The sequence below is a fragment of the Kitasatospora sp. NPDC086801 genome, from assembly GCF_044745805.1.
Classification (GTDB): Bacteria; Actinomycetota; Actinomycetes; order Streptomycetales; family Streptomycetaceae; genus Kitasatospora.
Window position 1 is genome coordinate 255,832 of sequence record NZ_JBIVAX010000002.1, and the last position, 24,624, is coordinate 280,455.

Annotated in this window: 25 protein-coding genes; 7 read left to right on the forward strand and 18 right to left on the reverse strand. The window is 72.5% G+C overall.

Annotated features, from left to right (window positions below):
• Positions 1-172: 172 nt before the first annotated feature.
• The 4 genes from ACIPLC_RS04555 to ACIPLC_RS04570 are packed head-to-tail and all read left to right on the forward strand — an operon-like array spanning position 173 to position 3,382.
• Positions 173-1,150: a metal ABC transporter substrate-binding protein gene (locus ACIPLC_RS04555; RefSeq protein ID WP_400471030.1), complete on the forward strand. Its 978-nt coding sequence runs from the start codon at positions 173-175 to the stop codon at positions 1,148-1,150.
• A gap of 17 nt (positions 1,151-1,167) precedes the next feature.
• Positions 1,168-1,932 (forward strand): metal ABC transporter ATP-binding protein, encoded by a 765-nt coding sequence (locus ACIPLC_RS04560; RefSeq protein WP_400471032.1) that lies wholly within the window; start codon positions 1,168-1,170, stop codon positions 1,930-1,932.
• On the forward strand, positions 1,929-2,936 hold the full coding sequence (locus tag ACIPLC_RS04565) for a metal ABC transporter permease (RefSeq protein ID WP_400471034.1): 1,008 nt from the start codon (positions 1,929-1,931) through the stop codon (positions 2,934-2,936). The genes ACIPLC_RS04560 and ACIPLC_RS04565 overlap by 4 nt, the downstream gene beginning before the upstream one ends.
• A gap of 35 nt (positions 2,937-2,971) precedes the next feature.
• Complete coding sequence (locus ACIPLC_RS04570; RefSeq protein ID WP_350878206.1) at positions 2,972-3,382, forward strand: Fur family transcriptional regulator; 411 nt, start codon at positions 2,972-2,974, stop codon at positions 3,380-3,382.
• Positions 3,383-3,449: 67 nt separating this feature from the next.
• On the opposite strand, the gene ACIPLC_RS04575 is transcribed toward ACIPLC_RS04570, so the two are convergent.
• From ACIPLC_RS04575 to leuA, 4 genes are all read right to left on the reverse strand, one after another.
• Entirely contained in the window at positions 3,450-4,289 is an 840-nt protein-coding gene (locus tag ACIPLC_RS04575; RefSeq protein WP_400471036.1) for an isoprenyl transferase, read from the reverse strand.
• 4 nt (positions 4,290-4,293) lie between these two features.
• Complete coding sequence (gene recO, locus ACIPLC_RS04580) at positions 4,294-5,040, reverse strand: DNA repair protein RecO (protein WP_400471038.1); 747 nt, start codon at positions 5,038-5,040, stop codon at positions 4,294-4,296.
• A gap of 180 nt (positions 5,041-5,220) precedes the next feature.
• Positions 5,221-5,763, reverse strand: coding sequence for a TerB family tellurite resistance protein (locus tag ACIPLC_RS04585; protein WP_400471040.1), 543 nt, complete (start codon positions 5,761-5,763; stop codon positions 5,221-5,223).
• A 360-nt stretch (positions 5,764-6,123) separates the two neighbouring features.
• Positions 6,124-7,920: a 2-isopropylmalate synthase gene (gene leuA, locus ACIPLC_RS04590; protein WP_400471042.1), complete on the reverse strand. Its 1,797-nt coding sequence runs from the start codon at positions 7,918-7,920 to the stop codon at positions 6,124-6,126.
• Between the two features lie 329 nt (positions 7,921-8,249).
• Here leuA and ACIPLC_RS04595 point away from each other — a divergent pair, with 329 nt between their 5' ends.
• Together ACIPLC_RS04595 and ACIPLC_RS04600 are read left to right on the forward strand one after the other, a co-directional pair.
• On the forward strand, positions 8,250-9,272 hold the full coding sequence (locus ACIPLC_RS04595; RefSeq protein WP_400471044.1) for a M4 family metallopeptidase: 1,023 nt from the start codon (positions 8,250-8,252) through the stop codon (positions 9,270-9,272).
• A gap of 130 nt (positions 9,273-9,402) precedes the next feature.
• The gene (locus tag ACIPLC_RS04600; protein ID WP_400471046.1) at positions 9,403-9,669 is read left to right on the forward strand and encodes a protealysin inhibitor emfourin; all 267 of its coding nucleotides are present in this window, start codon (positions 9,403-9,405) and stop codon (positions 9,667-9,669) included.
• Positions 9,670-9,754: 85 nt separating this feature from the next.
• Here the strand turns inward: ACIPLC_RS04600 and era are convergent, their stop codons facing one another.
• The 14 genes from era to hrcA form a co-directional block, all read right to left on the reverse strand.
• Positions 9,755-10,684, reverse strand: coding sequence for a GTPase Era (gene era, locus ACIPLC_RS04605; protein ID WP_280676990.1), 930 nt, complete (start codon positions 10,682-10,684; stop codon positions 9,755-9,757).
• 59 nt (positions 10,685-10,743) lie between these two features.
• Complete coding sequence (locus ACIPLC_RS04610; RefSeq protein WP_400471047.1) at positions 10,744-10,902, reverse strand: hypothetical protein; 159 nt, start codon at positions 10,900-10,902, stop codon at positions 10,744-10,746.
• A 139-nt stretch (positions 10,903-11,041) separates the two neighbouring features.
• Positions 11,042-11,395, reverse strand: coding sequence for a cytidine deaminase (locus ACIPLC_RS04615; protein WP_400471049.1), 354 nt, complete (start codon positions 11,393-11,395; stop codon positions 11,042-11,044).
• 31 nt (positions 11,396-11,426) lie between these two features.
• Complete coding sequence (locus tag ACIPLC_RS04620) at positions 11,427-11,972, reverse strand: DUF4383 domain-containing protein (protein WP_400471051.1); 546 nt, start codon at positions 11,970-11,972, stop codon at positions 11,427-11,429.
• A 44-nt stretch (positions 11,973-12,016) separates the two neighbouring features.
• Entirely contained in the window at positions 12,017-12,253 is a 237-nt protein-coding gene (locus tag ACIPLC_RS04625) for a hypothetical protein (RefSeq protein ID WP_400471052.1), read from the reverse strand.
• A gap of 33 nt (positions 12,254-12,286) precedes the next feature.
• Positions 12,287-13,612, reverse strand: a complete 1,326-nt coding sequence (locus ACIPLC_RS04630; RefSeq protein ID WP_400471054.1) for a hemolysin family protein — start codon at positions 13,610-13,612, stop codon at positions 12,287-12,289.
• Between the two features lie 19 nt (positions 13,613-13,631).
• Positions 13,632-14,126, reverse strand: coding sequence for an rRNA maturation RNase YbeY (gene ybeY / locus ACIPLC_RS04635; protein ID WP_400471056.1), 495 nt, complete (start codon positions 14,124-14,126; stop codon positions 13,632-13,634).
• Positions 14,127-14,140: 14 nt separating this feature from the next.
• Positions 14,141-15,259, reverse strand: a complete 1,119-nt coding sequence (locus ACIPLC_RS04640; protein WP_400332356.1) for a PhoH family protein — start codon at positions 15,257-15,259, stop codon at positions 14,141-14,143.
• A gap of 176 nt (positions 15,260-15,435) precedes the next feature.
• Positions 15,436-16,359 (reverse strand): ribonuclease Z, encoded by a 924-nt coding sequence (locus ACIPLC_RS04645; protein WP_400471058.1) that lies wholly within the window; start codon positions 16,357-16,359, stop codon positions 15,436-15,438.
• Between the two features lie 5 nt (positions 16,360-16,364).
• On the reverse strand, positions 16,365-16,718 hold the full coding sequence (locus ACIPLC_RS04650) for a histidine triad nucleotide-binding protein (protein ID WP_400471060.1): 354 nt from the start codon (positions 16,716-16,718) through the stop codon (positions 16,365-16,367).
• A gap of 119 nt (positions 16,719-16,837) precedes the next feature.
• Positions 16,838-20,086: a PDZ domain-containing protein gene (locus tag ACIPLC_RS04655; protein WP_400471061.1), complete on the reverse strand. Its 3,249-nt coding sequence runs from the start codon at positions 20,084-20,086 to the stop codon at positions 16,838-16,840.
• 93 nt (positions 20,087-20,179) lie between these two features.
• Positions 20,180-20,929 (reverse strand): 16S rRNA (uracil(1498)-N(3))-methyltransferase, encoded by a 750-nt coding sequence (locus tag ACIPLC_RS04660; RefSeq protein ID WP_400471063.1) that lies wholly within the window; start codon positions 20,927-20,929, stop codon positions 20,180-20,182.
• Between the two features lie 175 nt (positions 20,930-21,104).
• A complete protein-coding gene (gene dnaJ, locus ACIPLC_RS04665) occupies positions 21,105-22,244 on the reverse strand; it encodes a molecular chaperone DnaJ (protein ID WP_400471064.1) in 1,140 nt (379 codons plus the stop codon).
• Positions 22,245-22,319: 75 nt separating this feature from the next.
• Positions 22,320-23,354 (reverse strand): heat-inducible transcriptional repressor HrcA, encoded by a 1,035-nt coding sequence (hrcA, locus tag ACIPLC_RS04670; protein WP_400471066.1) that lies wholly within the window; start codon positions 23,352-23,354, stop codon positions 22,320-22,322.
• 263 nt (positions 23,355-23,617) lie between these two features.
• Here hrcA and htpX point away from each other — a divergent pair, with 263 nt between their 5' ends.
• Positions 23,618-24,538, forward strand: a complete 921-nt coding sequence (gene htpX / locus ACIPLC_RS04675) for a zinc metalloprotease HtpX (protein WP_400471068.1) — start codon at positions 23,618-23,620, stop codon at positions 24,536-24,538.
• The last annotated feature ends 86 nt before the right edge of the window (positions 24,539-24,624 follow it).

Sequence of the window (24,624 nt, forward strand, 5' to 3'; positions counted from 1 at the left end):
ACGGCACGGTCAGGGCACGGCTGGTTGCGCGTACCCGAATACCTCAGGTTACCGGCCAGATGGGTACGGGGTTCAAATCGGTATCGTCCGGCCTCCCCCAGCCATCGCCACCTGCCGTTCACCCATCCGAGTGAGTTGACAATCATTTCCAGATAAGATGAGAATGATTGTCATGATGATCGGACGACGTACCCGCAGCTCCATAGCCCTCGCCGCCACCGCCCTCACCGCCTCCCTCGTCCTGACCGCCTGCGGTGGCAGCAGCAGCAGCGCCCAGAGCGTCGACGGCAAGCTGAAGGTCGTCGCCTCCTTCTACCCGATGGAGTACCTGGCCCAGCAGATCGGCAAGGACCACGTCGCGGTCACCGACCTCACCGCGGCCGGCGTCGAGCCGCACGACCTGGAGCTCACCGCCAAGCAGGTCGCCACCGTCCAGAAGGCCGACGCGATCATCTACCTCAAGGGCCTCCAGCCCACCGTCGACCAGGCCGTCGGCCAGTCCTCGGCCGCGCACAAGATCGACGCCACCGCCGCCAGCCCGCTGGTCGACCACCACCTCGACGAGGGCACCGCCGAGGCCGACGGCCACCAGCACGACGGCCCGGCCGGCGACCCGCACATCTGGCTCGACCCGACCCGCTACGCGGCGATCGCCAAGAGCGTCGGCGACGGGTTCGCCCAGGCCGACCCGGCCCACGCCGACGACTACCGCAAGAACACCGACGACCTGGTCGGCCGGCTGACCACGCTGGACCAGGAGTTCCGGGACGGCCTGAAGGACACCACGTCCAAGACCTTCGTCACCAGCCACGCCGCCTTCGGCTACCTCGCCGACCACTACGGCCTCACCCAGGTCGCCATCAACGGCGTCGACCCCGAGTCCGAGCCCACCCCGGCCCGCCTCGCCGAGGTGCAGAAGGCCGCCAAGGACAACGGCGTCACCACGATCTTCTTCGAGACCCTGGTCAGCCCCAAGCTCGCCGACACCGTCGCCAAGGACCTCGGCCTCAAGACCGCCGTGCTGGACCCGCTGGAGGGCGTCAAGGACCCGTCCAAGGAGGACTACCTCTCGGTCATGAAGCAGAACCTGGCCAACCTCCGGACCGCCCTCGGCGCGAGCGCCCCCAGCGCCCCTGCCACCACCAGCTGACGGGACGACAGCACACCATGACCCACCCGATACCCCCGGCCGTCCGCCTCCGCGACGCCGTCGCCTCGCGCGGCGGCCGGCCGGTGCTGCGCGGCGTCGACCTCACCGTCCAGCCCGGCGAGGTGGTCGCCCTGCTCGGCGCCAACGGCTCCGGCAAGTCCACCACCGTCAAGGCCGTGATCGGCTCCGTCCCGCTGGAGCAGGGCACGCTGGAGCTGTTCGGCGTCCCGCAGGCCGGCTTCCGCGCCTGGCACCGGATCGGGTACGTCCCGCAGCGCACCACCGCCGCCTCCGGCGTCCCGGCCACCGTGCGCGAGGTGGTCTCCACCGGACGGCTGCCGCAGCACCGGCTGCTGCCGTTCCGCCGCCGGGACCGCGCTGCGGTGGACCGCGCGCTGGCCGCCGTCGGCATGCTGGAGCGGGCCGGGGACGGCGTCGCCGACCTGTCCGGCGGCCAGCAGCAGCGGGTGCTGATCGCCCGCGCCCTGGTCGGCACCCCCGACCTGCTGATCATGGACGAGCCGATGGCCGGCGTCGACGCCGCCAGCCAGCAGGTGCTCGCCGACACCCTGCGCGCCGAGGTCGCCCGCGGCGCCGCCGTCCTCCTCGTGCTGCACGAACTCGGGCCGCTGGAACCGCTGATCGACCGCGCCGTGGTGCTGCGGGACGGCTGCGTCGCGCACGACGGCCCGCCCGTGCCCAACACCGGCCTGCACGCGCTGCCCGGCCACGACCACGTCCACCCGCACGCCGACCACACCCCGCCGAGGCTGCTGGCATGACCGAGATGCTCTCCTACGACTTCATGCAGCGCGCCCTGCTCGCCGCCGTCCTGGTCGGGATCACCGCCCCGGCCGTCGGCATCTACCTGGTGCAGCGCCGGCAGGCCCTGATGGGCGACGGCATGGGGCACGTCGCGATGACCGGCGTCGGCCTCGGCTTCATCTTCCAGACCAGCCCGGTCTGGATGGCCGTGCTGGTCTGCGTGCTCGGCGCCGTCACCATGGAACTCGTCCGCTCGCGCGGCAACCAGCGCGGCGACATCGCGCTGGCGATGCTCTTCTACGGCGGCATGGCCTGCGGCAAGCTGCTCGTCTCGCTCTCCGCCCAGGCCGGCGCCGGCTCGCTGGAGAGCTACCTGTGGGGCTCCATCCTCACCGTCGCCCCGGCCGACCTGATCACCATCGCGGTGCTCGGCGCGGTGGTCGTCGCGGTCACCGTCGGCCTGCGCCGCCAGCTCTTCGCGATCTGCCAGGACGAGGACTTCGCCCGGGTCACCGGCCTGCCGGTGCGCACGCTCAACCTGCTGCTCGCGGTGATGGCCGCGGTCACCGTCACCGTCGCGATGCGGGTGGTCGGACTGCTGCTGGTCAGCGCCCTGATGGTGGTCCCGGTGGTCGCCGCCCAGCAGCTCACCCGGTCGTTCGCCGCCACCCAGGCGGCCTCGATCGCGCTCGGCGTGGTGGTCTCGCTGGCCGGCGTCACCGGCTCCTACCACCTCAACGTGCCCTCCGGCCCGGCCATCGTGCTGCTCGCCATCGCGGTCTTCGCGGTGTTCAGCCTGCTCGCCGCACCGCTCGCCCGGCGGCGCCACCGCAGGGGCGCCGCGGACCCCGGGCCGAAGGTCTGCGACGTCGTCCTGCCGGAACAACTCCCGGGGCAGATCCCGGGGCAACTCCCGGAACAGTTCCCGGGGCAGATCCCGGGGCAGATCCCCGGGCAACTCCCGGGCCGGGGTTCCTCCGACGCGATCACTCCGGAGCGGGGGGCGGGGCTGGCACAATGAGGTGCGAGACGCCCACCACCCCAGGAGGACCCACGGTGACCACCGCAGGCCCGTCGCCGCGCGCCCGCTCGACCCGGCAACGGGCCGCCGTCTCGGCGGCCCTGGACGAGATCGAGGACTTCCGCAGCGCGCAGGAGCTCCACGACATGCTCAAGCACCGCGGGGACTCCGTCGGTCTGACCACGGTCTACCGCACCCTCCAGTCGCTCGCCGACGCCGGTGAGGTGGACGTGCTGCGCACCGCCGACGGCGAAGCCGTCTACCGCCGGTGCAGCAGCGGGCACCACCACCACCTGGTGTGCCGGCACTGCGGCGCCACCGTCGAGGTGGAGGGTCCGGCGGTGGAGCGCTGGGCCAACGCGGTCGCCGCGGAGCACGGGTTCAGCGACATCGCGCACACCCTGGAGATCTTCGGCACCTGCGCGGAGTGCGCCAAGAAGGCCTGAGCAGCGAAGCAGCGGTACGGCGAAGGGCCCGTGGGAATCGCTCCCACGGGCCCTTCGCCGTACCGCGTCAGCGCTGGGTGGGCAGGTCCAGCGGCTCGGGCACCTCGTTCGGGATCGCCCCGCCGAAGCGGCGGTCGCGCCTCGCGTACTGCTCGCAGGCGCGCCAGAGGTCGCGGCGGTCGAAGTCCGGCCAGAGCACGTCCTGGAACACGAACTCGGCGTACGCGGACTGCCAGAGCAGGAAGTTGGAGGTGCGCTGCTCGCCGCTGGGGCGCAGGAACAGGTCCACGTCCGGCATGTCCGGGTGGTACATGTACTTGGCGAGGGTCTTCTCGTTGACCTTCTTCGGGTCCAGCTTCCCGGCGGCGACGTCGGCCGCGAGGGCCGCCGCGGCGTCCGCGAGCTCGGCCCGGCCACCGTAGTTGACGCACATGTAGAGCGTGACGGCGTCGTTGCCCTTGGTCTGCTCCTCGGCGACCTGGAGCTCCTGGACGACGCTCTTCCACAGCTTGGGCATCCGGCCCGCCCAGCGGACCCGCACGCCCATCGCGTCCATCTCGTCGCGGCGGCGGTGGATGACGTCCCGGTTGAAGTTCATCAGGAACTTCACCTCGTCGGGCGAGCGCTTCCAGTTCTCGGTGGAGAACGCGTACAGCGAGATGTTCTTCACGCCGAGCTCGATCGCGCCCTTGAGGACGTCCAGCACGACGGACTCGCCGACCTTGTGGCCCTCGGTGCGGGGCAGTCCGCGCTCCTTGGCCCAGCGGCCGTTGCCGTCCATCACGATGGCGACGTGGCCGGGGACCAGCTCACCGGGGATCTTCGGCGGCTGTGCGCCACTGGGGTGCGGGGTCGGGGGGAGGTACTCCCTCTGTTTGCCGCCGCCGAAGAGCCGTCGCGCTGCCATGTGCTCACTTCTCCACGTATCTCATCGAGCGGATGCCCCGCTCCAAATGCCACTGCAGATAGGCCGCGACCAGGCCGCTGCCCTCCCGCCAGTACCTCGGCTCGCAGGAATCGGCCGTCTGCCAGTCCCCTGACAGCAGCGCCCCGAGCAGTACCAGTGTCTCAGGGGAGGGTACGGCACATCCGGGCACTCGGCAGTCCGGGCAGAGGACCCCGCCTGCGGGAAGGGAGAAGAAACGGTTCGGCCCCTCCAGACCACACTTGGCGCAGTCCGTGAAGCTCGCGCCGTACCCGTTCACCGCGAGCGAGCGCAGCAGGAAGGCGTCCAGCACCAGGTGCGACTCGTGCAGCCCGGCCGCCAGCGTGCGCAGGCCGCCCACCAGCAGCAGGTACTGCTGGACGGCCGGCTCGCCCTCGTTCTCGGCGAACCGCTCGGCCGTCTCCAGCATCGCCGTCCCGGCGGTGTAGCGGCCGTAGTCGGTGACGATCGGACCGCCGTACGGCGCGATCGTCTCCACCTGGGTGCACAGCGGCAACCCGCGGCCGATCAGCTCACTCCCCCGGCTGAAGAACTGCACGTCCACGTGCGAGAACGGCTCCAGACGGGCGCCGAACTTGGACTTGGTCTTGCGCACCCCGCGCGCCACCGCCCGCACCTTGCCGTGGTGCCGGGTCAGCAGGGTGATGATCCGATCGGCCTCGCCGAGTTTCTGCGCCCGCAGCACGACGCCGTCGTCCCGGAAAAGACTCATGGGAGCCATTCTCCCCCAGCCACTGACAGCCGTGTTGCCCGCACCGGGTCCGTGGGGGAGGACCGAGCAGTGCGGGTCACGGCGGGCCCGGAGGGGGATTCGGGCCCGTTTTGTGGGGGATCGGAGATGGCTCGGGGGCCTGCGGAGCAGGCCTGGCGGCTCTGGTGCTGCGGAGGAGGTCTAGTAGGGAGCCCGGGTCGCCGCCTCCAGCAGCGCCCCGACCCGGGACTGCGGAAGGTCCAGACAGCGCCCGACCGCGGCCAGCGCCTCGCGCTCCTGCGGCAGGTAGCGCCCGTCGGACAGGGCGATCGCCGCGCCCTGCAGCAGCAGCCGCTCCCGCCCCTGGTGGGCCAGGTGCGGGGCGAGCGGTTCGAGCACCGCGTGCAGTTCCACGGCCAGGCCGCCGGCCATCCCGTGGGCGTCGTAGAGTTCGCCGCCGAGCCCGGACAGCGCGGCGAGCGCGGCCAGCACCTGGGCCTCGCCGCAGTCCTCGAACCCGGCCTCGCGCACCGCCGTGCAGGCCGCCTCGCGGGCCGCGCGGTGGGCGGTGCCGCCGGCCGCGAGCAGGGCCAGCGCGATGGTGTACTGCGCGTCCCGCAGCATCGCGCCGAGCCGTACGGAGGTGGGCTGTTCCAGGCTCTCGACGCCGTAGCGGCCGTGGCAGCTGGTGCACTGCACGCTGCCGATCACCGGGCCGAGCGGGACCACCGGGGTCCCCAGCAACCGCAGCCACCGTCGGCCGTGCTGCCGGCGGTAGTTGCGGTCCCCGCCACAGCCCGGACAGAAGAAGTCACCGAGAACGTCAGTCCGCCACCGCGGGCGAACACCCCACAACCTGGTCACGGCGCCACTCCCCAGACATGGCAGACGGCCTGCACAACAATGGGCAGGTCACGCGACCGGACACCGAGGCCGTCCCACCGACCCGGCTTTCCGGTGGATTGATGTTGCCATGGTTACCGGCACGTGTCAGTACCTCGAACGGCTTCCGACCCGAAAAAATGTGGCGCAGGACACAGCGACCCCCAGGCGCGGCGAAGGGCCGCCCCGGAGGACGGCCCCGCCGTATGCCACTCGTACGAACTACCCGCGCTGCGCCCGGTTGACGGCGCTGATGATCGCCTTCAGCGAGGCCAGCACGGTGTTGCCGTCGATGCCGACGCCCCACAGCACCTTGCCGTCCACCGCGCACTCGACGTACGCGGCGGCCTGGGCGTCGCCGCCCTCGCTCAGCGCGTGCTCGGCGTAGTCCAGGACGCGGACGTCCAGGTCGATCCGGGCCAGCGCGTCCGTGAAGGCGGAGACCGGGCCGTTGCCGACACCGGTCAGGGTCACCGGTACGGAGTCCACCATCGCGCCGGCGATCAGCGCGTCCCGGCCGTCCTCGGTGGTCAGGGTGCGCGAACCGCTCAGCGAGATCCGGCCCCACGGGTTGTCCGGGGTCGGCAGGTACTCGTCCTCGAAGACCCGCCAGATCTCGGCCGGGGTGACCTCGCCGCCCTCGGCGTCGGTCTTGGCCTGGATGATCCGGGAGAACTCGATCTGCATCCGGCGCGGCAGGTCCAGCTTGTGGTCGTTCTTCAGGACGTACGCCACACCGCCCTTGCCGGACTGGCTGTTGACCCGGATGACCGCCTCGTAGGTGCGGCCGACGTCCTTCGGGTCGATCGGCAGGTACGGCACGCCCCAGGTGTGCTCGCCCACCGGGACGCCGGACGCCGCGGCGTCCGCCTCCAGGGCGTCGAAGCCCTTCTTGATCGCGTCCTGGTGCGAGCCGGAGAAGGAGGTGTACACCAGGTCGCCGGCGTACGGGTGGCGCGGGTGCACCTCCATCTGGTTGCAGTACTCGGCGGTGCGGCGCACCTCGTCGATGTCGGAGAAGTCGATCTGCGGGTCGATGCCCTGCGAGAACAGGTTCATGCCCAGGGTCACCAGGTCGACGTTGCCGGTTCGCTCGCCCTGGCCGAACAGGCAGCCCTCGATGCGGTCCGCGCCCGCCATGTAGGCCAGTTCGGCGGAGGCCACGGCGGTGCCGCGGTCGTTGTGCGGGTGCACCGACAGGCAGACGAACTCGCGGCGCGACAGGTTGCGCGACATCCACTCGAACTGGTCGGCCTGCACGTTCGGGGTGGCCCGCTCGATGGTGGCGGGCAGGTTCAGGATGATCTCGCGGCCCTCGCCCGGCTGCCAGACGTCCATGACCGCCTCGCAGACCTCCAGGGCGAAGTCCAGCTCGGTGTCCACGAAGATCTCCGGCGAGTACTGGTAGCCGAAGACGGTGTCCTCGCCCAGCAGCTTCTCGGCGTACTCCATCACCAGCCGGGTGCCGTCGACGGCGATCGCCTTGGTGGCGGCCCGGTCGTTGCGGAACACCACCCGGCGGAACAGCGGCGCGGTCGCGTTGTACAGGTGGACGGTCGCGCGCGGGGCGCCGACCAGCGACTCGACGGTCTTCTCGATCAGCTCCTCGCGGGCCTGCGTCAGGACCGAGATGGTGACGTCCTCGGGGATCGCCCCCTCCTCGATCAGCGACCGCACGAAGGCGTGGTCGGTGGCGCCGGAGGACGGGAAGCCGACCTCGATCTCCTTGTAGCCCATCGCGACCAGCAGGTCGAACATCTTGCGCTTGCGGGCCGGGGACATCGGGTCGATCAGCGCCTGGTTGCCGTCCCGCAGGTCGGTGGAGAGCCAGCGCGGCGCCTTGGTGATCACCTTGCTCGGCCAGGTGCGGTCCGGCAGGTCGACGGTGTCGAACGGCAGGTAGCGCCCGTACCGCATGCCGGAGGGCAGCTGGCGCACGGAGGCGGCGATGATCGGGGTGGGACGGTCGACGAAGGCGCGACCGGCGGGGATGGGCGCGGCGGAGCTCTGCTCGGTCATGGAACGACTCTCGGCTTCCTGTGATGCGTGGTGCGGGGCGGGTCGGGGTGGTCGACACCGACTGGCCGGCAGCTGCCGCTCACGACCCTCCGTCGGATCGCCGGATGACGCGCACAGCTCGATCCCCGCGGCGAGGGAGCCGGCCCTGTGGACTACAGGCCCTCGACGCGGCAGCTAAGAAGAAGCAGCCCGTTGCGCATGATGGCCCCAGCGTAACCCAGGGGCGCGCGCCCCCGAAGTGATCCGGACCACCGTTCCACCCCTTGAGACGCCGACCGGTCACGCCCAGGGTGGTGACAACCGGTCATCGAGGCCTCACCCTGGGCCACATGACTGCAGCAGTACCGATCTGCGCGATCGTCCCGCCGTACGTCCTGGACCGCCTCGCCGAGGCCGGTCACGAGCCCGCCGTCCGCTCCCTCCTGCTCGACACCGCGCACCGCGCGGCCCGCCTCACCGCTCCCCCGCCCGCCGGCACCGGCCCGGCGCCCAGCCGGGTGATCGCCGACACCGCCCACAGCCAGCGGCTGCCCGGCCGCACCGTCCGCACCGAGGGCCAGGCCCCGGTCGCCGACCAGTCCGTCAACCACGCCTACGACGGCCTCGGCGACACCTTCGCGCTGTACGCCGACGTCTACGGCCGCCGCTCGATCGACGGCCAGGGACTGCGCCTGGACGCCACCGTGCACTACGGCCAGGACTACGACAACGCCTTCTGGAACGGCCACCAGATGGTCTTCGGCGACGGCGACGGCGAGATCTTCGGCGACTTCACCGCCTGCGTCGACGTCATCGGCCACGAACTCACCCACGGCGTCACCCAGTTCACCGCCGGCCTGGAGTACCAGGACCAGCCCGGCGCGCTCAACGAGTCGGTCTCCGACGTCTTCGGCTCGCTGGTCAAGCAGTACGCGCTGCACCAGGACGCCGCCCACGCCGACTGGCTGATCGGCGCCGGGCTGCTCGCCCCCGGCATCCAGGGCGTGGCGCTGCGCTCGCTGAAGGCCCCCGGCACCGCCTACGACGACCCCCGGCTCGGCAAGGACCCGCAGCCCGCGCACATGCGGGACTACGTGGACACCGCCGACGACAACGGCGGCGTGCACATCAACTCCGGCATCCCCAACCACGCGTTCTACCTGCTGGCCACCGCCCTCGGCGGCCAGGCCTGGGAGCGCGCCGGGCGGATCTGGTACGACGCCCTGACCGGCCGCCAGCTGACCGCCGGCGCCGACTTCACCGCCTTCGCCCGGGCCACCGTGGCCGCCGCCAAGGCCCGCTACCCCGACCAGTCCTCGGTCGCGGACACCGTGACGGCCTCCTGGGCGCAGGTGGGCGTCAGCCCCGGCTGAGCCCGGACCGGACTCCTGCCGGGCCCTCGACCCCGGCCGGGGTCCGGTTGAGACCAGGTTCAGCCGGGCTTAAGGTCACGGTCCGGGAAAAGCCCGGCAAACTCCCGCCCCTGGTACCACCATGGACACCATGCGTATCCAGGTGACCCGGACCGGCGGCCTCGCGGGGATCGTCCGCCACGCGGAACTCGACACCGTCGACCGCACGGACGCCCCGCACGTCCACGCGCTCGCCCGCGAGGCCGTCGCGGGCGGGCTGCGGGCCCCCTCGTACGGGGTGCCGGACGGCTTCCACTACGAGATCACCGTCGACGGCCGGACGGTCTACTGCGCCGACCCGAAGCTCACCGACTCGCAGCGCGAACTGGTGTCGCTGGTCCTGCGCGAGGGCGCGTAGTCCCGCCGGCCCGCCGGCCCACCGGTCCACCGGCCGGCCGGACACGCCGAAGGCCCGCCCGATCCGGGCGGGCCTTCGCCAGGGCTCAGAAACCGAGCTTGCGCAGCTGCTTCGGGTCGCGCTGCCAGTCCTTGGCCACTTTGACGTGCAGGTCCAGGTAGACCGGCGTGCCGAGCAGCGCCTCGATGTGCTTGCGGGCGGTGGTGCCGACGTGCTTGAGCCGCGCGCCCTTGGCGCCGATGACGATCGCCTTCTGGCTCTGCCGCTCGATGTAGACGTTGGCGTGGATGTCCAGCAGCGGGCGGTCCGCCGGGCGGCCCTCGCGCGGGAGCATCTCCTCGACCACGACGGCCAGCGAGTGCGGCAGCTCGTCCCGGACGCCCTCCAGGGCGGCCTCGCGGATCAGCTCCGCGACCATGATCTGCTCGGGCTCGTCGGTGAGGTCGCCGTCCGGGTAGAGCGGCATGCCCTCCGGCAGCAGCTTGGTGATCAGGTCGGCGACCAGTTCCACCTGCTTGTCGCCGACGGCCGAGACCGGGATGATCTCGGCCCACTCGATGCCGAGTTCCTCACCGAGCTGGTGGACGGCGATCAGCTGCTCGGCGAGCCGCTTGGAGTCGACCAGGTCGGTCTTGGTGACGATGGCGACCTTGGGGGTCTTCTTGATCTCGGCGAGCTCCTTGGCGATGAACTTGTCGCCGGGGCCGAGCTTCTGGTCGGCGGGCAGGCAGAACCCGATCACGTCGACCTCGGCCCAGGTGCTGCGGACCAGGTCGTTGAGGCGCTCGCCGAGCAGGGTGCGCGGCTTGTGCAGACCGGGGGTGTCGACCAGGACGAGCTGGGAGTCCGGGCGGTGCACGATGCCGCGCACGGTGTGCCGGGTGGTCTGCGGGCGATCGGAGGTGATCGCGACCTTCGTCCCCACCAGAGCGTTGGTCAGGGTCGACTTGCCCGCGTTGGGTCGGCCGACGAAGCACGCGAAGCCGGAGCGGTACGAGGAGGAAGGGGCACTCATGTGCTCCATTCTCCCTGATCACCGGAGTCGCGCTGTCCGGGCCCGTCCGCACCGCCCGATCAGCCCTTGCGGCCGCCCCGCGAGACCAGCGACATCACCACCAGCAGGACCAGGAAAGCGACCGAACCCCAGAGCCAGTACGGCGAGCCGGTCTCCTGCCACTTGCCCATCCCCATCACGAACAGCAGCAGCCCGGCGAAGAACGCCACCGCCCCCATGTGCCCAGCCCCCTCACCGAGTTCACTCCCCCGGTGAGACTATCTGCTGAGTTCGGGCAGGTGTTCGCCAGGCCGCCGCCATCGCCCACCGCGGCGGGCCCCAGCGGCCCCGGAGGGCCCCAGCGGGCCCCAGCGGGCCTCAGCGGGCCTCGGCCGCCACCCGCAGCGTCCCGTCCACACCGGCCAGCAGCACGGGCGTCCCGGCCCCGCCGAGGTCCCGGACGGCCGCCAGGTCGGCCTCGGCCGGCTGCTCCGCCTCGCTCACCACGGCGGCCGCCTCCAGCGACTTCGCACCGCTGGCCACCGCCATCGCCACCGCCGTCTGCAGCGCGCTCAGGTGCAGCGACTCCAGCGCGACCGTCCCGGCCACGTACGTCCGGCCGGTCTCGTCACGCACCGCGGCCCCCTCGGCGACGCCGTTGCGGGCACGGGCCGAGCGGGCCAGGGTGATGATCTTCTTGTCTTCGGGGTCGAGTTCGACGATGTCACTCATGCCGCCGAGCATAGGCGGCCCCCGCAGCGGCTCAGTGGCCGACCGGGTGGGTCGGACCGGGGTTCGGGTTGAGGACCTTGACGAAGGTCTTCGGCCCGGACGGCCTCGCCGTCTCGTGCTCCGCGCGCTGGCGCCAGAACGGGTTGTCGTGCGGCAGGTGGCTGCTCACCCGGCCGTACATCCCGAAGGCCGTCAGGATCACCCCGAAGATGAAGGCGAACAGCACGTTCGACATCCGGAAGTTCAGGATGTTGGCGTCCGGCCGCCCGAGCACCACCAGACCGTAGAAGCCGGACAGGACGAACAGCACGCCGACCACCATGTTCAGGGTGGACGCGAAGTTGCCGCCGATCACCGCCCCCGCCACCAGGATCGCGCCCGCCACGATGGACAGGATGCTCAGCGCCCCGTTGGTCGACAGCCCGGCGATCCGGTCACCGTGCGTGGCCAGGAAACCCGGGTGGTCGGCCAGTCCCAGGCACCCGAACACGATCAGGAAGATCCCCCCGAGCCCCGCCCCGATCCGCCACACCGTGGCGAGCCGGCTGTTCACGGGCAGTTCGTCTTGCAGCTTCATGGCGACCTCCACCACGGCGTGGCTGGCCTGTCGGCCCAGCCGGCCTAGCTGTAGGGATGGCTCCCCTGCATGTGCGGCACCTCGTGCATGTAGAGCGAACCGCACTGCTGGCAGCAGCGCAGCCCGGTGCCCCACTCCTGCTCGGGCCGCGTCTCGGCGTCGTCGGCCATGCTGCGGCCGCAGAGCGCCACCGCGGGGTCGGCGTCGCGGACCACGTGCCAGACCTTGACCCCGCCGGTCGCACCCTGCGGGCCGTACTCCGCGCGAAGTTGATGCGTCATGCTGTCCATGGTCGCTCCGCCGGGGCGCGACCGCTACTCGCCGGGCTCCGCCCCGGTCTCCGCGGCCTTGCGGACCGGGGTCGCGACCATCGAGCCGATCCGGTTGCGGCGCCCCGCCGAGGACTCGGCGGTCAGCAGGATGCCGGTCAGCCCGGTGCCGGCCGGCTCGGGCAGCGGGATCTCGCAGGCCGAGCCGGGGATCGGCACCCGGCCGAGGTGCTTGGCCAGCAGGCCGCCGACGGTCTCGACGTCCTCGTCCTCCAGCTCGATGCCGAACAGCTCGCCCAGGTCCTCCACCAGCAGCCGGGCGGTGATCCGGTACGAGCCGTCGCCGAGGTCCTCCACCGGCGCGATCTCCCGGTCGTACTCGTCGGTGATCTCGCCGACGATCTCCTCCAGGACGTCCTCGATGGTGACCAGGCCGGCCGTGCCGCCGTACTCGTCGATCACGATCGCCACGTGCGAGCGGCGCTGCTGCATCTCCCGCAGCAGGTCGCCGGCCGGCTTGGAGTCCGGCACGAAGACGGCCGGGCGCATCACCGCGCCGACCTCCTCGGACTCCGCCTCCCGGTTGATGTGGGTGCGCCGGACCAGGTCCTTCAGGTAGACGATGCCGACCACGTCGTCCTCGCTGTCCCCGACCACCGGGATCCGCGAGAAGCCCGAGCGCAGCGCCAGGGTGAGCGCCTGCCGGACGGTCTTGTGCCGCTCGATCATCACCAGGTCGGTGCGCGGCACCATCACCTCGCGGACGATGGTGTCGCCCAGCTCGAAGACGGAGTGCACCATCCGGCGCTCCTCGTCCTCGATCAGGTCGTCCTTCTCGGCGAGGTCGACCAGCGCCCGCAGTTCGGCCTCGGAGGCGAACGGCCCCTCCCGGTAGCCCTTGCCCGGGGTCAGCGCGTTGCCGAGCAGGATCAGCAGCCGCGGGATCGGGCCGAGCACCGCGGCCAGCGGCAGCAGCACGAAGGAGGCGGCGGTCGCGGTGGTGAGCGGGTGCTGGCGCCCGATCGTGCGCGGCGAGACCCCCACCGCGACGAAGGACACCAGCACCATCACGCCGAACGCCAGCAGCACGGCCTGCCAGATCGGCTCCACGTTGCGCACGCACACCACGGTGACCAGGACGGCCGCCGCCATCTCGCTGGCCACCCGGATCAGGGTCGCCAGGTTGAGGTAGCGGATCGGGTCGGAGGCGACGGTCAGCAGCCGCGCCGAGCCGCGGCGCCCGGCCCGCACCGCCTCCTCCGCCCGGAACCGGGAGACCCGGGAGATGCCCGCCTCGGCGCACGCGGCCAGCCAGCCGAGGACGACGAGCAGCACGGCACCGAGGATGAAGCTCGTACTCTCACCACTCACAGGGGTTCGGGCTCCGCGCTCAGTGGGTGGTGGGGGCCGGGGAGAGACCACCGAGGCCCCGGCCCGCCCGCCAGTCGTCCAGGATGCGCTTCTGGAGGGCGAACATCTCCTCCTCCTCCTCGGGCTCCTCGTGGTCGTACCCGAGGACGTGCAGCACCCCGTGGACGGTGAGCAGTTGGAGCTCCTCGTCCATCGAGTGCTGGGAGGGGGCCGCCTTGCCCTGCTGCTCGGCGACCTCCGGGCAGAGCACGATGTCGCCGAGCAGGCCCTGCGGCAGCTCCTCGCCCTCCTTGCCGGGGCGCAGCTCGTCCATCGGGAAGGACATCACGTCGGTGGGTCCGGGGAGGTCCATCCACTGGATGTGCAGCTCCTCCATCGCCGCTCCGTCCACCAGGATCACGGACAGTTCGGACTGCGGGTGGATCCGCATCTTGTCCAGGGCGAAGCGGGCGACGTCGAGGATGGCTTCCTCATCGGCGTCCCAACCGGACTCGTTGGCGATGTCGATCGACATGACGGGCTACGTACTCAGCTTTCGGTGCGATGGGATTGTCGGGGTGCGCGGGAGCCGCGCCGCTGGGCCGGCTTGCGGGCGGGCGAGGAGTTCTCCTCGGCCTCCTGCTTGGCGTCCCAGCGTTCGTAGGCGTCCACGATCCGGCCGACCAGCTTGTGGCGGACCACGTCGGTGCTGGTGAGGACGGAGAAGTGGATGTCGGGCACGTCGGCCAGGATGTCCTGGACGACCTTGAGGCCGCTGCGGGTGCCGCCCGGGAGGTCGATCTGGCTGGTGTCGCCGGTGACCACCACCCGGGAGTTGAAACCGAGGCGGGTGAGGAACATCTTCATCTGCTCGGGCGAGGTGTTCTGGGCCTCGTCCAGGATGATGAAGGCGTCGTTGAGGGTGCGGCCGCGCATGTACGCCAGCGGCGCGACCTCGATGGTGCCGGCCGCCATCAGGCGCGGGATGGAGTCGGGGTCCATCATGTCGTGCAGCGCGTCGTACAGCGGGCGCAGGTACGGGTCGATCTTCTCGTAGAGGGTGCCGGGCAGGAAGCCCAGCCGCTCCCCCGCCTCGACGGCCGGGCGGGTCAGGATGATCCGGTTGACCTCCTTGGCCTGGAGGGCCTGGACGGCCTTGGCCATCGCGAGGTAGGTCTTGCCGGTGCCGGCCGGGCCGAGGCCGAAGACGATCGTGTGCTTGTCGATCGCGTCGACGTAGCGCTGCTGGTTGAGGGTCTTGGGGCGGATCGTGCGGCCCCGGTTGGACAGGATGTTCGCGGTGAACACCTGGGACGGCGCCGGGCTGTCCGGGTCCTCCGCGGCACCGCGGAGCATGGCGATGGAGCGCTCCACGGAATCCTCCGTCAAGGGCTGGCCGGTGCGCAGCACCAGCATCATCTCGGTGAAGAGCCGCTGCACGAGGGCGACCTCGGCGCGCGCTCCGGTGGCGGTCACCTCGTTGCCGCGGACGTGGATGTCGGCGGCGGGGAAGCCCTGCTCGATCACGCGCAGCAGCGAGTCCGCCGTGCCGAGCAGGGTGACCATCGGGTGCTTCTCGGGGATGACGATCCGGGCGCTGACGCGACCGTCGCCGGCCGGTTCGGGGCGCGACTGTCCGTTCGTACGGGTCTGCGATGTGTCACTCATAGGTCGGCGCTGGGCCTGCCTCATCCCATCCGTGGTGTCGTGTGCCGATCGGTCTCTCCGGGGCACCAGGGTACGCCGCGCACGTGGCCGCCGCGGCGGGCGGCGGGGCCGCACCCGACGATGCTGCGGCAGATCGGGGGCGGGCGCGAGCGCTTTTCACGGGCGGTGTGCCGGGCTCACGGCTGGCGCCGGACGGGCACGGGCACCCGGGCGAGGTCGGTGGCGAGCACCAGCTCGCCGTCGAAGTGCTGGCGGGCGTCGGCCAGGTGCTGGCCGAGGTCCGGGTAGCGCTGGGAGAAGTGGGTCAGCACCAGGGTGCGCACCCCGGCCTCGGCGGCGGCCTTGGCGGCCTGCCCGGCGGTGAGGTGGCCGTGCTCCTCGGCGAGCCGGGCGTCGGCGTCGGCGAAGGTCGACTCGACGACCAACAGGTCGACGCCCTCGGCGAGTTCGTGCACGCCGTCGCAGAGCCGGGTGTCCATCACGAAGGCGAAGCGCTGGCCCGGCCGGGGCTCGCTGACCTCCTCCAGGGTGACCCGCCGGCCGTCCGCCTCGATCACCCCCTCGTGCTGGAGCCGGCCGACCGCGGGGCCGAAGACGCCCAGCGCGGCGAGGCGTTCGGGCACCAGGCGGCGGCCGTCCGGCTCGGACAGCCGGTAGCCGAAGGACTCCACGGGGTGGGACAGCCGCACGGCGTCCAGCGCGAAGCGGGCGCCGGGCGCGGGCAGCGGGCCCGGCTCGTCGATCGGCCGGGGCCGCAGGACGGCCGTCTCGTGGTAGGCGGTGGCGTGCCGCAGCCGTTCGAAGTAGACCTCCCCGGAGGCCGGGAAGTAGACGTCCACCGGGTGCGGGACGCGGTCCAGGTTGATCCGCTGGATCACCCCGGCGAGGCCCAGGCAGTGGTCGCCGTGGAAGTGCGTCACGGCGATCCGGGTGATCTGGGTGGCCGAGACGCCGGCCAGCAGCATCTGCCGCTGGGTGCCCTCGCCGGGGTCGAACAGCAGGCCCTCGCCGTCCCAGCGGAGCAGGTAGCCGTTGTGGTTGCGGTGCCGGGTGGGCACCTGGCTGGCGGTGCCGAGGACGACGAGTTCGCGCTGTGACACGTAGGTCAGACCATGCTCTCGGTCATCGGCTTGCCGCCGAGCACGTGGACGTGGGCGTGGAAGATCGTCTGGCCGGCGCCGGCCCCGGTGTTGAAGATCAGCCGGTAGTCCTCGACGCCCTCGTCCTTGGCCACCGCGCCCGCCTCGGCGAGGAGTTCACCGGCGAGCTCCGGCTCGGCGGCGGCCAGCGCGGCGGCGTTCGGGTAGTGCACGTGGGGGATGACCAGGACGTGCAGCGGCGCCTTGGGGGCGATGTCGCGGAAGGCGAGGACGCGCTCGGTCTTGCGCACCACGGTCGCCGGGATCTCGCCCGCCACGATCTTGCAGAACAGGCAGTCGGGCTGCGGCTCGCCGGCCATCGGCTTCTCCTCGGTTCGTGTCTGGTCTGGGGCCGTACGGGCGCAGCCTAGCGGGAAGTCGGCCCGGCCGACCTCCCGTTCGGCTGCGCTCCCGCCCGCCGGGGCGGCGGGGACGCGCCCTACGCCCAGGGCATCGGCGGGGCCGTCCGGGGCGGGGCCGCGGCGAGCGCGGCGAGGGCGATCCGGACGCCCTCGGCCAGCTGCGGGTCCTCGCCGGCGGCCCACTGGTGCGGGGCCATCGGCACCTCGACGTCCGGGTCGACGCCGTGGTTCTCCACGCCCCAGCCGTGGTTCTCCAGCCAGTACGCGTACTTGGGCTGGGTGACCAGGGTGCCGTCGACCAGGTGGTAGCGGCTGTCGAAGCCGATCACCCCGCCCCAGGTGCGGGTGCCGACCACCGGGCCGATGCCGAGCGTCTGGATGACGGCGTTGACGATGTCGCCGTCCGAGCCGGAGAACTCGTTGGCGAGCGCGACGACCGGCCCGCGCGGGGCGTCGAGGGGGTAGGGCACCGGGTGGTCGGTGTCCCGGATGGCGTTCCAGCCGACGATCCGGCGGGCGAGCTTCTCGATCACCAGCTGCGAGGTGTGGCCGCCGCGGTTCTCCCGGACGTCGACGATCACGCCGTCCCGGGCCATCTCCACGGCCAGGTCTCGGTGGATCTGCGCCCAGCCGGCCGACTGCATGTCGGGGATGTGCAGGTAGCCGAGCCGGCCACCGGACAGCTCGCGCACCGCGGCCCGCCGCCCGGCCACCCAGTCGTGGTAGCGCAGCGGCTCCTCGTCGGCGATCGGGACGACCACCGGGTGGCGCCGGTCGGTGCCGTCCTTGCCGGCCACGGTCAGCTCGACCGGCTGCCCGGCGGTGCCGGCCAGCAGCGGGGCCGGGCCGGTGACCGGGTCCACCGGGCGGCCGTTGACGGCGAGGACGGCGTCGCCCGGGCGGATCGCGGCGCCGGGCGCGGCCAGCGGTGAGCGGGCCCGGGGGTCGGAGGACTCGCCGGGCAGGATGCGGGCGATCCGCCACCGGTCGCCGTCCTTGGCGAGGTCCGCGCCGAGCAGGCCCTGGCGCCGGGCGGGCTCGGTGTACCGGCCGTACGGGATGACGTAGGCGTGCGAGGTGCCGAGTTCGCCGTGCACCTCCCAGAGCAGGTCGACCAGGTCGTCGTGCGAGCCGAGCCGCTCCACGAGCGGCCGGTAGCGGTCCAGCACGCCAGCCCAGTCGACGCCGCCGAGGTCGGGGCGCCAGTAGTTGTCCCGCATCAGGCGGCCGTTCTCGGCGTACATCTGCCGCCACTCGGCGGCCGGGTCGACGGTGACCCGCAGCCGGGCCAGGTCGACGCTCACCTCGTCGTCCTCGCCGCCCGCCTTGTGCTCGGCCGGGACGATCCGCAGCTCGCCCCCGTCCAGCACGGCCACCCGGGTGCCGTCCCCGCTGACCGCGAAGCCGTCCACGCCGTGCACCAGTTGCTCGACGCGGCGCTTCCTCAGGTCGAAGCGCTCCAGCACCGGCCGGGGCCGCTCGTCCTCCGGCGAGGCCGCCCCGTCGCCGAGTTCGCCGAGCAGCGGGGCGCGGGTCCACAGCAGGCCGTCCTTGGCGGCCTTGAGCACGTCGAACCGGCCGCCCTCGACCGGGAACGGGACGATCCGGTCCGCGATGCCGTCCAGGTCGACCCTGGTCACCGGTACGGCGGCGGCCTCCTCGCCGTCCGCCTTCCTGCCGCGCGGCTCGTCCTCCTCCGCGCCGAGCGGGCGCCCGGCCCGCTGCGGTCCGAACGGGGACGGCGTGTCGGCGGCCAGCGTGATCAGGTACGGGCGGCAGCCGTTGGGGAACGACAGGTCGAAGACGTGCGAGTCGTAGACCGGGTCGAAGTTGCGCACCGACAGGAACGCCAGGTAGCGGCCGTCCGCGGTGAAGGCCGGCGAGGTGTCGATGAAGCGCTGCTGGGTGACCTCCCCGACCGTCCGGGTGGCCAGGTCGGCCAGCACGATCTGGCGCAGCGAGTACGGGCCCAGCCGGTGCGCCGGCCGCGACCAGGCCAGCCAGGCCGAGTCCGGGCTGAAGGCCAGCCCGCTGACCTCGCCGTCGGTGCTGCGGTCCAGCTCGTGCACGGTGCCGTCGGCGAGCGCGACCAGCAGGACCCGGCCGTCGTGCACGCCGAGCGCGGCCTGCGCGCCGTCCGGGGACACCGCCAGGGAGTTGACCCGGCCGATCCGCCCGGCGGCCAGCCGGCGACGCTCGGCGCCCTGGACGTCGGGGGCGAACTCCAGGGCGTCCTCGCCCTCGGCGTCGGACACCCACAGCACGCCCTGGGCGCCGTCCTCGCCCGGCACCACCCGGGCCAGCCGCCCGCGCACCCCCGGCGTCTCGTCCAGCACCCGGGCCGGGCCCTCCCGGTGGGTCAGCCAGTGCACGTCGCCGCGCACCACCACGGCGCCGGCCCGGCCGGTGCGGTCGGGGGCGGCGGACTCCAGCCAGTGCGCGGCGTGCACCGGGCGGGGGCGGCGGCCGCTGCGCGGGCCGGCCAGCCGGATGTCGAGGCGGCGGGGCGCGGCTCCCGCCAGGTCCTCCAGCAGCCAGATGTCGCCGGCCCGGTGGAAGACCACCCGGGTGCCGTCGGTGGTGGCGTTGCGGGCGTAGAAGCCGTCCGGGTCCGTGGTGTGGCGGCGCAGGTCGGAGCCGTCCGGGCGGCTGGAGTACAGCTCGCCGACGCCCTCGTGGTCGGAGAGGAAGGCGATCCTGCCTCCTGGCAGGAGGGGGCCGGCCACCCACAGCGGAGAGTCGAGCTGGCCGTCCAACTCCTCGTGGACGCGGACGAATTCGTCCCGGCCGATCCACAACTTGCCCGCCCGGCCGCCCCGGTAGCGCTTCCACCAGGCCGGTTCGCGGTTGTTGACGGTGCCCAGCAGCACGCGGTCGCCGCCCGGCTCGAAGGCGAGCCCGCCGATCGGCCCGTACGGCAGCCGCACCGACTCGCCGCCGTCCAGCGGCACGGCGTGCGCCCAGCTGCGGCGCAGGGTCGCCTCGCCGGCGGTGGTGAGGGCGATCGGGCGCCCGTCGGCCGTCCAGCCCCGCACCTCGGTCTGGTCGCTGCCCCAGTGGGTGAGCCGCCGGGACGGGCCGCCGTCCACCGGCACCACGTGCACCTCGGGCGCGCCGTCCCGGGTGGAGGTGAAGGCGATGTGCCGCCCGTCGGGGGCGAACCGGGGGTGGTGGACCGGCAGGTGATCGGCCGTCAGCCGCCAGGCCCGGCCGCCGTCCAGCGGGGCCAGCCAGACGTCGTCCTCGGCGACGAAGGTGACCAGGTCACCGTGCAGATGGGGATGGCGCAGGTAGGCGCCCGCAGAGGTGCTCAGGGGTTCCGTCACGCGGTCAGCGTAGGCACGTACGCGCACGACGCGCGCCGGTTTCCGCAGACTCCGGCCCCACCGGCGGGCGCGGCCCGATCCACGGGAAGTGCCCTACGACCAGCGGCCGGTGCGCCCCAGCAGCAGGGCGCCGGCGGCCACCCCGGCGGTGGAGGTGCGCAGCACCGAGGGGCCCAGCCGGTACGGTCCGGCGCCCGCCTCGGCGAAGGCGGCCAGCTCCTCCGGGGAGACCCCGCCCTCCGGGCCGACCACCAGCACCACGTCCCCGGCCCCGGGCAGCGCGGCCAGCGCCAGCGGCTCGGCGCCCTCCTCGTGCAGCACGGCGGCGAACGCGGCCCCGGCCAGGAGCGGCGCCAGCTGCCGGGTGGTCGCCGGCTCGCGCACCTCGGGGAAGCGCAGCCGACGGGACTGCTTGCCCGCCTCCCGGGCGGTGGCCCGCCACTTGGCGAGCGCCTTGGCGCCCCGGTCGCCCTTCCACTGCGTGATGCAGCGCGAGGCGGCCCACGGGACGATCACGTCCACGCCGACCTCGGTCATGGTCTCCACCGCGAGCTCGCCGCGGTCACCCTTGGGCAGCGCCTGGACGACGACGATCCGCGGTACCGGCTCGGGCTCCCGGCGGACGGCGGCCACCGTGACGTCGATCGCGTCCTTGCCGAGCACCGCGGCGACCGTCCCGTCCACCCCGAGGCCCAGCCCGTCGGCGAGGGTCACCGCCTCGCCCGCCGCCAGCCGCTTCACCGCGGCCGCGTGCCGCCCCTCCGGCCCGTCGAGGCGCACCACGGAGCCGGGCGTGGCAGCGGCGATCCGCTCGGTCTCGACGACGAAGACGGGGGCGGTCATGCGGGGAACCTCCGGGGGTGGGAGCGGATCGGGAACGCGAAAGGGGTGCCGGGGCAGGACCCCGGCACCCCCGCGCGGACGGCCCGGACAGGCCTAGGGCGGGTCTGACAATTCCCGCCGGGCACGCGACGCCGCGCGCTGATCCGACGCGAATTGTCAGACCCGCCCTGGGGGCCTATCGGCCGTTGAACGCGTCCTTGAGGCGCGAGAACAGGCCCTGCTGGCCCGGCGCGAACTGGCCGGACGGCCGCTCCTCACCGCGCAGCACCGCGAGCCGGCGCAGCAGGTCCTCCTGCTCGGCGTCGAGCTTGCTGGGCGTCTGCACCTCGACATGCACTATCAGGTCGCCCCGGCCGCCCCCGCGCAGGTGCGTGATGCCGCGGCCGTGCAGCGGGATCGACTGCCCGGACTGGGTGCCGGGCCGGATGTCGACCTCCTCCAGCCCGTCCAGGGTCTGCAGCGGCACCTGGGTGCCCAGGGACGCCGCCGTCATCGGGATGGTGACGGTGCAGTGCAGGTCGTCCCCGCGCCGCTGGAAGACGGTGTGGGTGGTCTCGGCGATCTCGACGTACAGGTCGCCGGCCGGGCCGCCGCCGGGGCCGACCTCGCCCTCGCCGGCCAGCTGGATCCGGGTGCCGTTGTCGACACCGGCCGGGATCTTGACGGTCAGGGTGCGCCGGGCGCGGACCCGACCGTCGCCGGCGCACTCCGGGCACGGGGTCGGCACGACGGTGCCGAAGCCCTGGCACTGCGGGCAGGGGCGGGAGGTCATGACCTGGCCCAGGAACGACCGGGTGACCTGGGAGACCTCGCCCTTGCCGCGACACATGTCGCAGGTCTGCGCGGAGGTGCCAGGGGCCGCGCCCTCGCCGCTGCACGTGGTGCAGGTGACGGCGGTGTCGACCTGGAGTTCCTTGGTGGTGCCGAAGGCGGCCTCCTCCAGGGTGATCTCCAGCCGGATCATGGCGTCCTGGCCGCGGCGGGTGCGCGAGCGCGGGCCGCGCTGGCCGGCCGCGGCGCCGAAGAAGGCGTCCATGATGTCGGAGAAGCCGAAGCCCGCCGCGCCCGCGCCGAAGCCGCCCGCGCCCCCGCCACCCGGCGAGAGCGGGTCGCCGCCGAGGTCGTAGACCTGGCGCTTCTGTGGGTCGGAGAGCACCTCGTAGGCGGCGTTGATCTCCTTGAAGCGCTCCTGCGTCTTCGGGTCCGGATTGACGTCCGGGTGCAGTTCGCGTGCCAGGCGCCGGAAGGCCTTCTTGATCTCGTCCTGCCCCGCATCCCGTCGGACGCCGAGTACCGCGTAGTAGTCCGTGGCCACCAAATGCTCCGCTTGTTCCGCCTGTAGTAGTGCTGCGACTGGACACCGCCGCCGGAGGTCCGACGGCGGCCTGTGCTACGACTCGGCCAGGATCTGACCCACGTACCGCGCCACCGCACGCACCGCCCCCATTGTGCCCGGATAGTCCATCCGGGTCGGACCGATCACACCCAGTTTGGCCACGCTCTCGTCGCCCGAACCGTAACCGACCGACACCACCGAGGTGGAATTCAGCCCCTCGTAGGCGATCTCCCGCCCGATCCGGACCGTCATCGCGGCGTCCGCCGTCTCACCCAGGAGGCGGAGCAGGACGACCTGCTCCTCCAGGGCTTCCAGCACCGGCTGGATGGTCAGGGGGAAGTCGTGCCCGAAGCGGGTCAGATTGGCCGTGCCGGCCAGCATGATCCGCTCCTCGTTCTGTTCGGCGAGCGCTTCGAACAGCGTCGCCAGGACCGTGCTGACGGTCGGGCGGTCCGGCTGCTCGAAACCCGCCGGGAGCTCCTCCAGGAACCCCGGCACGTCCGGCAGCCGCTGGCCGACGGCCCGCACGTTGATCCGGGCCCGCAGGTCCGCCAGGACCGTCTCGCCGACCGGGCCCGGGCAGTCCACCATCCGCTGCTCGACCCGGCCGGTGTTGGTGATCAGGACCAGCATCACCTTGGTCGGGGCCAGCGCCACCAGCTCGATGTGCCGGACCGTGGACCGCGACAGCGAGGGGTACTGCACCACCGCGACCTGCCGGGTGAGCTGGGCGAGCAGCCGCACCGTCCGCATGACCACGTCGTCCAGGTCGACGGCGCCGTCCAGGAAGTGCCGGATCGCCCGGCGCTCGGGGGCGCTCATCGGCTTGACCTCGGCGAGCTTGTCGACGAACAGGCGGTACCCCTTGTCGGTGGGGATGCGCCCGGCGCTGGTGTGCGGCTGGTGGATGTAGCCCTCCTCCTCCAGCGCCGCCATGTCGTTGCGGACGGTCGCCGGGGAGACTCCGAGGTTGTGCCGCTCCACCAGGGCCTTGGAACCGACCGGCTCCTCGGTGCCCACGTAGTCCTGGACGATCGCGCGGAGCACGGCGAGCTTGCGGTCGTCCAGCTGGCGAACCTCACCGGCCATGGGGCACACACCTCCGTCTTCGCACGTTGTCCGTTCGTGTCACGCATGCTGCTGCCCGCTCCGGGACGACCCCGGCTCCGGCACCCGCTTTGGCACTCTGAACGTGCGAGTGCCAAAACCGTACCTGCCAGTGTAAGGCCCGGGCCCAACGGCAGGAACGGCCCGGCCGGAGTGATCCTGCCCGCAGTTCCCGGCGCGGGGGTGGTGCCGTGGGGCCGTCCGGGTGGCAGCATCGAAGACGACGGCGAATGGAGGAGCAAGCAATGTCGAGCTCGGGCCAGCACACCCGTTTCGCGCCCGACCGCGGTCTGACCGGCCGCATGGTCGTGACGATGTTCGTGATCGGGCTGCTGTACGTCGGTTTCACCGGTCTGCTGATCGTGCTGCTGCGCGGCGCCTGGCCACTGATCGTCCTGATCTCCGGCGGGCTGTTCGTGGCCCAGTTCTGGTTCAGCGACAAGATCACCGAACGGGCGATGGGCGCCCACCAGGTGACCCCTGAGCAGTACCCGCAACTGCACGGCACCATCGACCGGCTCTGCGCGCTGGCCGACATGCCCAAACCCCGGGTGGCGGTCGCCGACAACGACATGCCGAACGCCTTCGCCACCGGCCGCAACCCGCAGAACGCCGTGGTGTGCGTCACCACCGGCCTGCTGCGCCGGCTGGAACCCGAGGAACTGGAGGGCGTCCTCGCCCACGAGCTGTCCCACGTCGCCCACCGGGACGTCGCGGTGATGACCATCGCCGGCTTCCTCGGCGTCCTCGCCGGGGCCATGACCCGGATCGCCGTGTACGGCGGATTCATGGGCGGCAACCGCAACAGCAACGACCAGAACGCGGCGATCGCCGCCCTGATCATCCCGCTGGTGTCGATGGTCGTCTACGCCATCAGCTTCCTGCTCACCCGGCTCCTCTCCCGCTACCGGGAACTCGCCGCCGACCGCGCCGCCGCCCAGCTCACCGGCCGGCCCAGCGCCCTCGCCTCCGCGCTCACCAAGGTCACCGGCCAGATCGCCGCCATCCCCAGCAAGGACCTGCGCCAGGCGCAGCCCTACAACGCCTTCTACTTCGCCCCCGCGCTGAGCGCCCGGGAGACCGCCTCGCAGCTGTTCTCCACCCACCCGACGCTGGAGAAGCGGCTGGAGCAGCTGGCGAAGATCTCCGAGCAGCTCGGCCGCTGACGCCCCGCCCGCTGCCGCCCTCCTACGGCCCTCCCCCCAGCCCTCCTCCAGCCCTCCCGACTCCCTCCCGACTCCCTCCTCCGAAA